The sequence below is a fragment of the Methylobacterium sp. Leaf106 genome, assembly GCF_001422895.1.
In the GTDB taxonomy this organism is placed as follows: Bacteria; Pseudomonadota; Alphaproteobacteria; order Rhizobiales; family Beijerinckiaceae; genus Methylobacterium; species Methylobacterium bullatum.
Genome location: NZ_LMNB01000034.1, coordinates 28,654 through 40,602 on the forward strand (window position 1 = coordinate 28,654; position 11,949 = coordinate 40,602).

10 protein-coding genes are annotated in these 11,949 nt (G+C 67.7%); 6 read left to right on the forward strand and 4 right to left on the reverse strand.

Going from position 1 to position 11,949, the window contains the following annotated elements; all coding sequences use genetic code 11:
- Positions 1–48 precede the first annotated feature (48 nt).
- The 5 genes from ASF34_RS19745 (at position 49) to ASF34_RS19765 (ending at position 7,562) form a co-directional block, all read left to right on the forward strand.
- Positions 49–3,036 (forward strand): 2-oxoglutarate dehydrogenase E1 component, encoded by a 2,988-nt coding sequence (locus tag ASF34_RS19745; protein ID WP_056163811.1) that lies wholly within the window; start codon positions 49–51, stop codon positions 3,034–3,036.
- 57 nt (positions 3,037–3,093) lie between these two features.
- Positions 3,094–4,422, forward strand: coding sequence for a 2-oxoglutarate dehydrogenase complex dihydrolipoyllysine-residue succinyltransferase (gene odhB / locus ASF34_RS19750; protein WP_056163814.1), 1,329 nt, complete (start codon positions 3,094–3,096; stop codon positions 4,420–4,422).
- Between the two features lie 22 nt (positions 4,423–4,444).
- Positions 4,445–5,245, forward strand: a complete 801-nt coding sequence (locus ASF34_RS19755) for a DUF4241 domain-containing protein (protein ID WP_056163818.1) — start codon at positions 4,445–4,447, stop codon at positions 5,243–5,245.
- Positions 5,242–6,645 (forward strand): dihydrolipoyl dehydrogenase, encoded by a 1,404-nt coding sequence (lpdA, locus tag ASF34_RS19760; RefSeq protein WP_018045790.1) that lies wholly within the window; start codon positions 5,242–5,244, stop codon positions 6,643–6,645. Before ASF34_RS19755 ends, lpdA begins: the two co-directional genes overlap by 4 nt.
- Positions 6,646–6,839: 194 nt before the next feature.
- Positions 6,840–7,562 (forward strand): glutathione S-transferase, encoded by a 723-nt coding sequence (locus ASF34_RS19765; RefSeq protein ID WP_056163821.1) that lies wholly within the window; start codon positions 6,840–6,842, stop codon positions 7,560–7,562.
- Here the strand turns inward: ASF34_RS19765 and ASF34_RS19770 are convergent.
- Positions 7,516–8,541, reverse strand: coding sequence for a tyrosine recombinase XerC (locus ASF34_RS19770; protein WP_056163824.1), 1,026 nt, complete (start codon positions 8,539–8,541; stop codon positions 7,516–7,518). The two genes, ASF34_RS19765 and ASF34_RS19770, sit on opposite strands and share 47 nt — an antisense overlap.
- 171 nt (positions 8,542–8,712) lie before the next feature.
- On the opposite strand from ASF34_RS19770, the gene ASF34_RS19775 reads away from it, so the two are divergent.
- A complete protein-coding gene (locus tag ASF34_RS19775; protein WP_056143194.1) occupies positions 8,713–9,297 on the forward strand; it encodes a histidine phosphatase family protein in 585 nt (194 codons plus the stop codon).
- A 1-nt stretch (position 9,298) separates the two neighbouring features.
- Here the strand turns inward: ASF34_RS19775 and ASF34_RS19780 are convergent, their stop codons facing one another.
- The 3 genes from ASF34_RS19780 to ASF34_RS19790 all read right to left on the reverse strand — a co-directional run bounded on the left by ASF34_RS19780 (position 9,299) and on the right by ASF34_RS19790 (position 11,831).
- Positions 9,299–10,036 carry a hypothetical protein gene (locus ASF34_RS19780; protein WP_056163827.1) on the reverse strand — a complete coding sequence of 246 codons (738 nt, stop codon included), beginning with the start codon at positions 10,034–10,036 and terminating at the stop codon, positions 9,299–9,301.
- 98 nt (positions 10,037–10,134) lie between these two features.
- Positions 10,135–11,151 carry a nickel/cobalt transporter gene (locus tag ASF34_RS19785; RefSeq protein ID WP_056163828.1) on the reverse strand — a complete coding sequence of 339 codons (1,017 nt, stop codon included), beginning with the start codon at positions 11,149–11,151 and terminating at the stop codon, positions 10,135–10,137.
- A complete protein-coding gene (locus tag ASF34_RS19790) occupies positions 11,142–11,831 on the reverse strand; it encodes a DUF1007 family protein (RefSeq protein ID WP_056163831.1) in 690 nt (229 codons plus the stop codon). The genes ASF34_RS19785 and ASF34_RS19790 overlap by 10 nt, the downstream gene beginning before the upstream one ends.
- Between the last annotated feature and the right edge of the window lie 118 nt (positions 11,832–11,949).

Below are 11,949 nucleotides of genomic sequence, written 5' to 3' on the forward strand. Positions count from 1 at the left end.
CGGGCCGCAGGGGCGGCTTCCCCGACAAAAGCGGTAGGATGATCGACGATGGCCCGCCAGGACGCGCTTCTCGAAACCTCGTTCCTCACCGGCGGCAACGCCGCCTATCTCGAGGAATTGCAGGCGGCCTATGCCCGCGATCCGCATTCGGTCGATCAGCAGTGGCAGGATTTCTTCAAATCCCTCGGTGACGAGAGCGGCCTTGCCGAGAAGAACGCCGCGGGTGCCTCCTGGCAGAAGCCGAACTGGCCGGTTCATGCCAATGGCGAGATGGTCTCGGCCCTCGACGGTAATTGGGCCACGGTCGAGAAGGCGGTGGGCGACAAGATCCGCGCGAAATCGGACACCGCCAAGCTCGATGGCGCCAAGGTCGCCAACGGCGCGGCGGTGGTCGCTGCCAGCGGCGTATCGGTGGAGCAGGCGACCAAGGATTCCGTCCGCGCGATCATGTTGATCCGCGCCTACCGCATGCGCGGCCATCTCCACGCCAAGCTCGATCCCCTCGGCCTCGCCCCGCGTGGCGACCACGAGGAGTTGCATCCCCAGCATTACGGGTTCGAGGAGAAGGATTGGGACCGTCCGATCTTTCTCGATAACGTGCTCGGCCTGCAATATTCGACCATCCGCGAGATCGTCGAGATCCTGGAGCGCACCTACTGCCAGACCCTCGGCGTCGAATTCATGCACATCTCCAACCCGGAGGAGAAGGCGTGGATTCAGGAGCGCATCGAGGGCAAGGGCAAGGAGATCTCCTTCACGCCCGAGGGCCGGCGCGCGATCCTGAACAAGCTGGTGGAAGCGGAGGGCTTCGAGAAGTTCCTCGACCTCAAATACACCGGCACCAAGCGCTTCGGTCTCGACGGCTCGGAATCGATGATCCCGGCGCTGGAGCAGATCATCAAGCGCGGCGGCGCGCTGGGCGCCAAGGAGATCGTTCTCGGCATGGCCCATCGCGGCCGGCTCAACGTGCTCTCGAACGTCATGTCGAAGCCGTTCCGCGCGATCTTCAACGAGTTCAAGGGCGGCTCGGCCTCGCCCGCCGAGGTCGAGGGCTCGGGCGACGTGAAGTACCATCTCGGTGCCTCGTCGGACCGCACGTTCGACGACAACAACGTCCACCTCTCGCTGACCGCCAACCCGTCCCATCTCGAGATCGTCGATCCGGTGGTGCTGGGTAAGGTCCGTGCCAAGCAGGACCAGCGGGCCAAGCCGAACGTGCAGCGCACCAGCGTCGTGCCGCTTCTCATCCATGGCGACGCGGCCTTCGCCGGCCAGGGCGTGGTGGCGGAGTGCCTCGGCCTGTCGGGCCTGAAAGGACACCGCACCGGCGGCTCGATCCACTTCATCATCAACAATCAGATCGGCTTCACCACCGATCCGCGCTTCTCGCGTTCGTCGCCCTATCCGTCGGACGTCGCCAAGATGGTGGAGGCGCCGATCTTCCACTGCAACGGCGACGACCCGGAGGCCGTGACCTTCGCGGCCAAGATCGCCATCGAGTACCGCCAGAAGTTCGGCAAGCCCGTCGTCATCGACATGCTGTGCTACCGTCGCTTCGGCCATAACGAGGGCGACGAGCCGGCCTTCACCCAGCCGAAGATGTATCAGCGCATCCGCAAGCACCCGACGGCGCTGGAGACCTACGCCAAGAGGCTCATCGCCGAAGGCGTGCTGACGCAGGAGCAGTTCGACACGCGCAAGGCCGAATTCCGCGCCATGCTCGACGGGGAGCTGGAGGTCGCTGGCAACTACAAGGCCAACAAGGCCGATTGGCTCGACGGTCGCTGGTCCGGCTTCAAGGCGGTGCGCGAAGACGTGGACGATCCGCGCCGTGGCAAGACCGGCGTGCCCGCCGACACCCTGCGTGAGATCGCCCAGCGCATCACCACGCCGCCGCCGGGCTTCCATCTCCACCGCACCATCCAGCGCTTCTTCGACAACCGCGCCAAGGCGGTCGAGACGGGCAAGGGCATCGATTGGGCGACCGCCGAGGCTCTGGCCATCGGATCGCTCCTCATCGACGGTCACCGGGTCCGGCTGTCCGGCCAGGACGTGGAGCGCGGGACGTTCTCGCAGCGCCATGCCGTGGTGATCGATCAGGAGAACGAGCAGCGCTACACCTCGCTGAACTCGATCCGCGAGGGCCAAGCGAATCTCGAGGTCATCAACTCGATGCTCTCCGAGGAGGCCGTGCTCGGCTTCGAATACGGCTACTCCCTGGCCGAGCCCAACGCCCTGGTGCTGTGGGAGGCGCAGTTCGGCGACTTCGCCAACGGCGCGCAGGTGGTCATCGACCAGTTCATCTCATCGGGCGAGCGCAAGTGGCTGCGCATGTCCGGCCTGACGCTGCTGCTGCCGCACGGCTACGAGGGCCAGGGGCCGGAGCATTCCTCCGCGCGCCTCGAGCGCTTCCTGCAGATGTGCGCCGAGGACAACATGCAGGTCGCCAACTGCACCACGCCCTCGAACTACTTCCACATCCTGCGCCGACAGCTGAACCGCGAGTTCCGCAAGCCACTGGTGCTGATGACCCCGAAATCGCTCCTGCGCCACAAGCGAGCGGTGTCGAACCTCGACATGCTGGCCGAAGGGTCGACCTTCCACCGCGTGCTCTGGGACGATGCCGAGCACGAGGAGGACGGCGTCCGGCTGGTGAAGGACGACAAGGTCCGCCGCGTCGTGCTCTGCTCAGGCAAGGTGTATTACGACCTCTACGACGAGCGCGAGAAGCGCGGCGTCAACGACGTCTACCTGATGCGCGTGGAGCAGCTCTATCCGTTCCCGCTCAAGGCGCTGGCCAACGAGATGGCGCGATTCCGCAACGCCGAGGTGGTGTGGTGCCAGGAGGAGCCCAAGAACATGGGCGCCTGGTCCTTCGTCGATCCGTATCTCGAATGGGTGCTCGGCCAGGCCCAGTCCCAGGTGAAGCGGGCCCGTTATGTCGGCCGCCCGGCCTCGGCCTCGACGGCGGTCGGCCTTCTCTCGAAACATCAGGCCCAGCTCCAGGCCTTCCTCAACGAGGCGCTGGCGGCCTGACGCCTCCGGCACTCCCCTTCATCCGACACGACCAACCATTCGGGCGGACTACACACCATGGCAACCGACATCATCGTCCCCACGCTTGGCGAATCCGTGAGCGAGGCCACCATCGGCCGCTGGTTCAAGAAGCCGGGCGACGCGGTGGCGGCGGACGAGCCCCTGGTGGAGCTGGAGACCGACAAGGTCACCCTCGAAGTCAACGCTCCCGCCGCCGGCGAGCTCGGTGAGATCTTGGCGAAGGACGGCGAGACCGTGGAGCCCGGCGCCCTGCTGGGGTCCATCGTCGAGGCCGGTGCCGGCGGTGGCGCGAAGGCCGCCGCTCCGAAGAAGACCGAGACCAAGGCCGAGACCCGCACCGAGGAGCCGGCGAAGTCACAATCCGAAGGGGCAGCGAAGGCGCCGGCTGAAGAATCCTCTGCGGCTTACGGCAATCACGGCGACGCCGCCGCGCCGGCATCCGATCGCCCGGCGGGAGATAACGGCCCGGCTGTCGCCAAGATGGCGCGGGAATCCGGCATCGACCCATCGACGGTGAACGGTTCCGGCAAGGACGGCCGCGTCACCAAGGGCGACATGATCGAGGCGACCTCCAAGGCGCCGTCCGCTCCGGCCCCTGCTCAGGAGCCGGCCCGCCAGGCCAAGGCTCCCTCGCCGCCGCGCCCCGCCTCGAAGCCCGACGATGCCGCGCGCGAAGAGCGCGTGAAGATGACGAAGCTGCGCCAGACCATCGCGCGCCGCCTGAAGGACGCCCAGGACACGGCGGCGATGCTGACGACGTTCAACGACGTCGACATGTCCGCCGTCATGGCCCTCCGCTCCCAGTACAAGGACATCTTCGAGAAGAAGCACGGCACCAAGCTCGGCTTCATGGGCTTCTTCACCAAGGCGGTGATCGGCGCCCTCAAGGACGTGCCCGCGGTCAATGCCGAGATCGACGGGACCGACCTCGTCTACAAGAACTACTACCATATCGGCATCGCGGTCGGGACCGATAAGGGCCTCGTCGTGCCGGTGGTGCGCAATGCCGACGACCTCTCCATCGCAGGCATCGAGAAGACGATCGCCGGGTTCGGCAAGAAGGCGCGGGACGGCAAGCTCTCCATCGAGGAGATGCAGGGCGGCACCTTCACCATCACCAATGGCGGCATCTACGGCTCGTTGATGTCGACCCCGATCCTCAACGCGCCGCAATCGGGCATCCTCGGCATGCACCGCATCGAGGAGCGTCCCGTCGTTCGCGCCGGCAAGATCGAGGCGCGGCCGATGATGTATCTCGCGCTCTCCTACGATCACCGCATCGTCGACGGGAAGGAGGCGGTGACCTTCCTCGTGCGCGTCAAGGAGGCGCTCGAGGATCCGGCACGTCTCGTGCTGGATCTCTGATCCGGCTTCCGGCGCAGACGCGATGAATCGGCGCCTCGTGCTCACCGCCGTCCCCGCGTTGGGGTTGGCGGCGCTGGCAGCGGTATGGTGGGGCCGGACGAGGGAGCTGCCGATTTACCCCGTCGACATACCGGCTGGCCCGAACCTTTCGGTCACGGCGCTCTCCGACACCATGCTGGCCGAGCGCGCCATCACCCGGCTGCCGCTCGGCGAGGCGGAGTTTCCGACCGGCGCCATCGTCGCCACCGATCCGGCCGTGCAGCCGGAGCGGCCCGCCTTCGCCCGCCGCGTGCCGCCGGGGCGGTACCCGATCACGATCTACAAGGCGCAGGACCGGGTTGCCCTCGCGGAAATCCGCTTCGCACGAGGCACGCCGTCTCACTGGCAGATGGCCCTGCTTCCTGGGCAGGATGCCCGGACGTTGAAGGACGACGAGGTGTACGGCTTTCCTGTCGATGCCGGGCTCGGCGCCCTGATGGACGTTGCGGCGCGGAGCGCTTTCCTGTGCCGCGACGCCCAGGAGCAGAAGCGGCCCGGTTATGGGTCCTCCTACGACGACATCATTCACGCTCCCCTCGAAGCTGCTGGCGGCACCGAGGTGATGCTCAAGCCGCTGGCTGACGACCCGGCGACGCTCGCCGTGTTCCAGAGCGGCTGGGGCGACGGCGTCTACGCCTCCTATTGGGGCCTCGACGAGGAGGACCGGCCGGTCCTCCTCGTCACCGACCTGTCCGTCATCGAGGACGGCAACGGGGCTCCGTCCAAACAACCTTCGCTCTCCGGTTCGCCGGAGAGCACCGCATCAGGAACCGACCGCCCATGAGCACCTACGATCTCGTCGTCATTGGCACCGGCCCCGGCGGCTATGTCTGCGCCATTCGCGCCGCCCAGCTCGGTCTCAAGACCGCCGTGGTGGAGAAACGGGCCACCCATGGCGGCACCTGCCTCAATGTCGGCTGCATTCCGTCGAAGGCCCTGCTTCACGCCTCCGAGGCGTTCGAGGAGGCCTCGAAGCATTTCGGTGATATGGGCGTGATCGTCAGCGCCCCTGAGCTCGACCTCAAGAAGATGATGTCGTTCAAGCAGGACGGCGTCGACGGCAACACCAAGGGCGTCGAGTTCCTGCTGAAGAAGAACGGGATCGACGCTTATCACGGCCTCGGCCGGGTCGCCGGTGCCGGCCGCGTCGAGGTGTTGTCCGAGGATGGCGGCAACCAGATGCTGGAGACGAAGAACATCGTCATCGCCACGGGCTCCGACGTGACGAAGCTGCCCGGCGTGACCATCGACGAGACGATCGTCGTCTCCTCCACCGGCGCCCTCGAACTTCAGGCCGTGCCGAAGAAGCTCCTCATCATCGGCGCCGGCGTGATCGGCCTCGAACTCGGCTCTGTCTGGCGCCGTCTTGGCTCCGAAGTGACCGTGGTGGAATATCTCGACCGCATTCTGCCGGGCATGGACGGCGAGGTCGGCAAGCAGTTCCAGCGCATCCTCGGCAAGCAGGGCATCGTCTTCAAGCTGTCGTCGAAGGTCACCGGCGTCGAGGTGAAGGACGGCGCCGCCACCGTGTCGGTCGAGCCGGCCGCCGGCGGCGATGCCGAGAAGCTCGAAGCCGACGTGGTGCTCGTGGCCATCGGCCGCGTGCCCTACACCGAGAAGCTGGGTCTCGAAACGGTGGGCGTGCAGCTCGACAACAAGGGCCGCATCCAGACCGACAGCCACTACGCCACCAACGTCACCGGCATCTACGCCATCGGTGACGTGATCGCGGGGCCGATGCTCGCTCACAAGGCCGAGGACGAAGGTGTCGCCGTGGCGGAACTCCTCGCCGGGCAATCGGGCCATGTGAATTACGGGGTGATCCCGAACGTGGTCTACACCTATCCGGAGGTCGCCTCAGTGGGGAAGACCGAGGAGGAACTGAAGAAGGACGGCATCGCCTACAATGCGGGCAAGTTCCCCTTCACCGCGAACGGCCGCGCCAAGGTGAACCACACCACCGATGGCTTCGTGAAGATCCTGGCGGATGCCAAGACCGACCGGGTGCTCGGCGTCCACATCGTCGGCGCGGATGCAGGCAACCTCATCGCGGAACTGGCCGTCGCCATGGAGTTCGGTGCCAGTGCCGAGGACGTGGCCCGGACCTGCCATGCCCACCCGACGCTGACGGAGGCGGTCAAGGAAGCCGCCCTCGCCGTCGGCAAGCGGGCGATCCACATCTGAGAAGCAGGGGCACTTTTTCCACCCCGCGCACCTCATCCTGAGGTGCGGCGACAGCCGCCTCGAAGGAGACCTCCAGGGATCGCTGCGCGAACTGGAGCCCTCCTTCGTGGCATCCGCTTCGCTCCTGCACCTCAGGATGAGGTGGCTGATGGGATGCATGTCGTACTCAGTGGTTTGAAACCTGAGCGAGCCGGATGCCCTACGAACTCTATTATTGGCCGACGATTCAGGGCCGCGGCGAGTTCGTCCGCCTCGCCCTGGAGGATGCCGGCGTCGAGTATGTGGATGTCGCCCGGGGGCGGGAGGAGGACGGACAGGGCCTCGGCGCCATTGCGGCCTTGCTGGAAGATCCGTCGATCGCCCGGCCCGCCTACGCGCCGCCCTTCCTCCGGGATGGCGACGTCGTCATCGGCCAGACCGCAGCGATCCTGCTCTATCTCGGTCCCCGGCTCGGTCTCGCACCCGCCAGCGAAGCCGACCGCCTCTGGACCCACCAGATGCAGCTGACCGTTGCAGATGTGGTGGCGGAAGCTCACGACACCCACCATCCCATCGCGGTGAGCCTCACCTACGAGGACCAGCAGCCCGAAGCGCTTCGGCGGGCGAAGGATTTTCAGGCGAACCGGATTCCGGAGTATCTCGCCTGGTTCGACCATGTGCTCGGCCGTAACGACGGCCTCCATCTCGTCGGAGGGGCCACGACCTACGCCGACCTGTCCCTGTTCCAACTCGTGGACGGGTTGCTCTACGCCTTCCCACGCGCGACGGAACGGACCCTCACCGAGAACCGCCACGTCGCCGCCTTGCACGACGCCGTCCGGCAACGGCCGAGGATCGCGGCCTATCTGGCGAGCCCGCGCCGCATTCCCTTCAACCAGCAGGGGATCTTCCGGCACTATCCAGAACTCGATCCGTAGCGCGCGCACCCGCACGGGGATGGGCTTGATCGAACGCATCCATCAGGCGTGCGGCGTCGACCTTGGTGTAGAGCTGCGTCGTCGAGAGCGAGGCGTGGCCGAGCAGTTCCTGGATCGCGCGCAATTCTCCCTGCCGGGCCAGGAGGTGGGTGGCGAAGGAGTGCCGCAAGGCATGGGGGGTGGCGCTGTCCGGCAGGCCGAGCGCGCCGCGCAGGGAGGCCACCGCATATTGGATGATCCGTGGGGACAGCTTGCCGCCTTTCACGCCCACGAAAAGCGGCCCTTCCGGATCGAGCGCATGGGGGCAGGCGGCGAGATAGGCCGCCACCGCCTCGGCCACCACGGGGAGGATCGGCACCATCCGCTCCTTGCCGCCCTTGCCCATCACCGTCACCGACTCCAATCCCGGTACGGGGGCATCGCGGCGGGTGAGCCCGAGGGCTTCGGAAATGCGCAAGCCGGACCCGTAAAGCAGGGCAAGGACGGCGGCGTCCCGCGCGAGAACCCAGGGCTCGCGCGTCTCCCCCGCGCGGATGTCGATATCGGTCAGGGCACGGGCGGCGACGATGGGGATCGGGCGCGGCAGGCGTCGCTCGACCTTGGGCGAGCGGATCGCGCCGAGGGCGGACACGCTGCCGTGGCCGTCCCGTTCGAGATGGCGCGCGAAGGAGCGCAGGCCCGCGAGTGCCCGCATCAGCGATCGACCGCTCACGCCCTCCGCTCTGCGCGCGGCCATGAACCCACGGATGTCGCGCGGCTTGAGGGCGACGAGCCCGGCGATGCGCACGGTACCGGTGCGGCTCTGCAGATGGCAGAGGAACTGCCTCAGGTCGCGGGCATAAGCCTCCACCGTGTTCGCGGCCATCCGGCGCTCGCGCAGCAGAGAGTCCTGCCACGCCATGGCGACGAACCGGACCGCATCGTCGCCGGGGAAGGCGACGGCGCAGGCTTCCGGAAATGGGGGAGGGACATGGAGCATCGCGCGGTGATCCGGAGGCGAAAAGCCCACTCAACGCCACCGAGGTTGACGGAGCGTTGCCGACGGAGCGAGTCCGTTGCGGCGATGGCCGGCCTTTTCGCGGAACGGCATGCAGGCTAGGCGCTTGACCAACGCATCCGAACCCTGTCGTTCCTCCCGATCCGAGCCCGCATGTCCGAGACACGCATCGTCTGCATCCGCCACGGCGAATCCACCTTCAACGCAGCCCATCGCCTCACCGGACGCGATCCCGGCCATATCGACGCCCGGCTGACGGACCGAGGCCTCACTCAGGTCGCGGCGGCCCGGGAGAGGCTGCGGGACATCCCCTTCGATCTGGTGGTGACGTCTCCGCTCACCCGCGCCATCCAGACCACCGCCGGCATCTTCGGCGATCATCCGGCCAAGCCCGAGATCCTGGTGGAAGTGCTCCATCGCGAATGCCAGGAGAGCAGCTGCGACGTGGGGCGCGCCGCCTCCGTGCTGAAGGCGGAATTCCCGCATCTCGATATCGATCACCTACCGGAGATCTGGTGGCATGCCGAGGGCGAGCCGATCGCGGAGGGCGTGCATGTGGAGCCGCGCCACCTGTTCGATCGCCGCGTGGCGACGTTCCGCGACTGGCTGACCGAGCGGCGCGAGCGCACCATCGCCGTCGTCGGCCATGGCACGTTCTTCTTCCACCTCACCGGCATCTGGCTCGACAACTGCCAGACCACCGAGCTCGACCTCGCATCTGGGCCGGTGGCGGGCTAACTCATCTGCCGGAGACGGCAGGCGTTCGCGCCGCGCCCGCCCGCGCCGCATCCAGCCGCTCCCGCGCCTGAACGAGATCGATGTCGGGCGCCCGTCGCCCGATGGCGAGGGCCTCGTGGAGGATGGTTGCGGCGCTGTCCCAGATGCCCTCGGCGAAGGGTGTTGCACCTTCCGCGACCTCGGCGGCGCAACGGGCATCGGTTGCCGATTTCACCGCGGCCGCCGCGCTGCGAGCGACGGAAGAGGCGAGGGCGCCCCGTCTCCAATCTCTCTGCCGCGAGGCAGCCTGCGCGATCGCACCTCCGCGCCACGCCGCGTCATGGGCCGCCGAGACACCGGCATCGAGATCTCGCGCTTCGTCGCAACGGGCGGCGAGATCCGCGAAACCCGCGCGGTCGAGGAGGGGAGGCAGGATGCGGCGGATGCTCTCGAGGGCGAGAAAGCGAACGCGCCGCTCCTCCACCTCCGGGGTATCGGCGGAGCCGGACAGGCGCAGGACGAAGGCCATCAATCGGGGGCGCTGGTCGTCCGGCATCGCATCGTTGAGGCCGAGGGCGTAGGCGGCGAGCGGTGCCGAGAAGCACGGCGGGCAATCCGACGAGGAACGGATCGCCCGGTAGGGCAAGCCTGCGGCGACGATTGCCGCCTCGTTGATGCAGGTGCCGCCATCGGGACCGGGGAAAGGGTGTGAGCCGGCCAGCAGACGCCAATGGAGGATGTGCTCGAAACCCGTTGCCATGCGTGCCGGCTCCCTCTGGTTTCACGGGAAAACCCCAGCGCGAACCGGCGGGGTACCCGGAACCTGCCACGGGATTGCGTGCCGTGACGAGGAAAATCTCAGTCGCCCACGCCCACGGCGAGCCCTGCCAGCATGGCGATGCCCAGCACGAGGACGAAGGCCCCGGCCAGGAGTTCGAGCCCGCCCACCGCAACGGCGCCGGACGCGCCGCGCCCGCCCGCGAGACGCAGGGCCAGGGCCTTGGCGAAGACCGCCAGGCTCGCCAGCACCCCGGTGGTCAGAGCCGTGCCCAGAGCCATGGCGAAAGTCGCCGCGATGCCCGCCGCCAGGATGCCCTGCGATGCGGAAAAGACGAGGATGAGGATCGCGCCGGCGCAGGGGCGTGAGCCGGCCGCCAGCACCACGCCCGCCCTCTCGCGCCAGGAATCGAGGCGGCCGATGGCGCTGGCGTCGGTGAGGTGGACATGGCCGCAGCCGGGCGCGCAGGCGGCAGCGTCACCGCCGTGGACGAGTCCCGCCAGTCGTCCGGCCTTCCGCCACGTCACCGTGAGCCCGAGGAGGGCGACGAGGGCGAAGCTCACCGTCTCGATCACCGTGCCGGCCCGCGTCATCCCGGCGGCGGTGGCGTTGAGCAGGAGATTGCCGATGGCGACGATGCCGATGGCGACGAGGGCCTGAAGCAAGGCCGCGGCGGCGCTGAGCGAGAAGCCGCGCGCCAGCGCCCGTTCTCCGGCCACGATGTAACCGGCGATCACCGCCTTGCCATGGCCCGGCCCGGCGGCGTGGAACACGCCGTAGCTGAAGCCGATGAGGACCATCGGCCCCCAGCTTCCGCCCTGCTTGATCGCGGCGACGGTGGCCTGCAGGCTGCGCGAGAAGCTCGATTGCATGGCGAGCAGCCAGCCGCCGATCCCGGTGGCCGAGGGCGCCGCCTCGCGAAATCCGACGCCGAATGGGGAGCGGGGCGGCGGCGGAGCCACGCTGGAGCCGAGGAGCCACGACAGCGCCGTGAGGACGAGGGCGACAAGGGCGATGGCCACCAGGGCCAGGGTAATCCGTAAGGCGATCCGGCCGCGCGGATGATCGGCCCATGCGGCGGCCACGCCTACGGACATGCGACGATGATCCGGTTCGCGAACTGGACGCCGTAACTCGATGCGTTGGTCAGCGCTTCGAAGAACGCTTCCGACAAACCCGGCTTGGCATCCGCGGTCTTCGCCTGCTCGGATTTGGGCCGGGTGATCGTGGCGGCGCAACCGGCCGGCGAGCCGACGAGGCGCGCAGTGTCCGCATCCTCCGAGAGGCTGAACGCGACGAAATAGGTCGGGTCGAAGACTTCCAACGCCGCGACTCCGCGCCCCTGCGCCACCGGCGATTTCAGCGGCAGAAGGAAGCTCAGGGTCAGCCTGTCGCCGTCCATTCTCATGCGCGGCTCGATCGGATCGGCGAAGGTCTGCTCCTTGCCGCCGATCTTGAGCTTCGTGAAATAGGCGAATTCCGCGAGATTGGCGGTGTTGTCCGTAGCGAGGCCCGCGAGTTCGTCGGGAGAGACCGTGCCGTCGCCGTTCGCGTCGAGCCCCTGGGTCGCCGAGGCCGAGTAGCTCGCATCGAAGGTCCAGGCGTGACGGATGCCCGTCACCTTGCCGCCCTCGCCGTAATCGATCTCGGCCTTCGAGGTCACCCAGACATGCGGATGGGCCGATGCCGGAGCGGCGGCCCCGAGGCTGAGGGCAAGCGCCGCCAAAGAGGACGCGACGACGGAGCGAGCGGAGAGGAGAGCGGTCGGCGAAGCCATGCTGGACGCTCGCGAGTCAGGGTAAAGAAAGTCTGAACGGGTGCTGCGACGGGGGCCGGGAGTCCGGCCGCCGCCTCGATCTCCTCCGATTTCAGTGGGGCGAAAGCGAGGCGCGACC